Below are 880 nucleotides of genomic sequence, written 5' to 3'. Positions count from 1 at the left end.
GGAAAGACGCAAAACATCCCTCTGAAACGATAAAGCCTCCGATCAAGACAACCATGGCGCGGGGTAGAGCAGCCCGGTAGCTCGTCAGGCTCATAACCTGAAGGTCGTAGGTTCAAATCCTACCCCCGCAACCAAATCTATCCGCGTTATCAAAAGCTTACGCGCCGCCCTCCGGGGCGGCGTTTGCGTTTCCAACACCCGTGGAAGCACTGTGGAAGCAAGAGGGGCCGAAGTCCTTCATATCGCTTCGTAAATCGGTGCCTGCAATGAGCGTTGCTCCCAGTGCTGATCGATGGGGAGCATCGCATCGATGCGAGCTGGGGTCCCACTGCCGAAGGCGAGCTTTCGAACGTCTACCGCGAAAACTTCCCGCATCGGCCACTCTTTGGCAATCAGCCGGAGCCCTCATAGCGAAGGCGGGACCAGGAAGGGCACCCCCCCGTATTAGAGCGATATTCAACACTTCCGGGCCCCACTCATCCACCATCTTCCGCGTAGGGGTCCGGAGTCAGGATTGGCCATGGGCGGCCAGATGCAAGATGAGGATGGCGCGGCTCGGCATCTGGAGCGCCGTACCTGTCTCGGATCTTGTCGATCTCGGTAAGGCAGCGAGCGGCAGGGTCGTTCTTGTCGCCGTCACCCGTAAGAGCCAAGAGTTCTCGGCGCAGCCATGTCGAGGGTATGGGCATCACGTCAAAGGCACCGCGCCATGTGTCGGATGGAACGTGGTTGGTTACAGCCGCCTCGATAGAGCGCCAGCCAAGAAAGGATCGTTGGTAAGCGCGACGACGAGGCCCTATGCAGCGAGGCTTGACGCTTGGTCGTAGCACCAGGGCATGAGGTCCTCGATGCGGGATCTGGGGTGTCCGTCGAGGATGGC

The 880-nt window shown here is 59.8% G+C and carries 1 protein-coding gene and 1 tRNA gene; one reads left to right on the top strand and one right to left on the bottom strand.

The genetic code is table 11. The features are described 5' to 3' along the window. Nucleotides 1–57: 57 nt before the first annotated feature. Nucleotides 58–134, top strand: a tRNA-Met gene (locus ACTJI6_RS24100). Nucleotides 135–476: 342 nt separating this feature from the next. Here the strand turns inward: ACTJI6_RS24100 and ACTJI6_RS24095 are convergent. Next, nucleotides 477–830 (bottom strand): hypothetical protein, encoded by a 354-nt coding sequence (locus ACTJI6_RS24095; protein ID WP_440804297.1) that lies wholly within the window; start codon nt 828–830, stop codon nt 477–479. Between the last annotated feature and the right edge of the window lie 50 nt (nt 831–880).

This window comes from Paracoccus sp. 22332, from assembly GCF_052045125.1.
Lineage (GTDB): Bacteria > Pseudomonadota > Alphaproteobacteria > Rhodobacterales > Rhodobacteraceae > Paracoccus > Paracoccus haematequi_A.
Note: the sequence above shows the minus strand (reverse complement) of the source record. Positions and strands in the feature narration are given on the sequence as shown.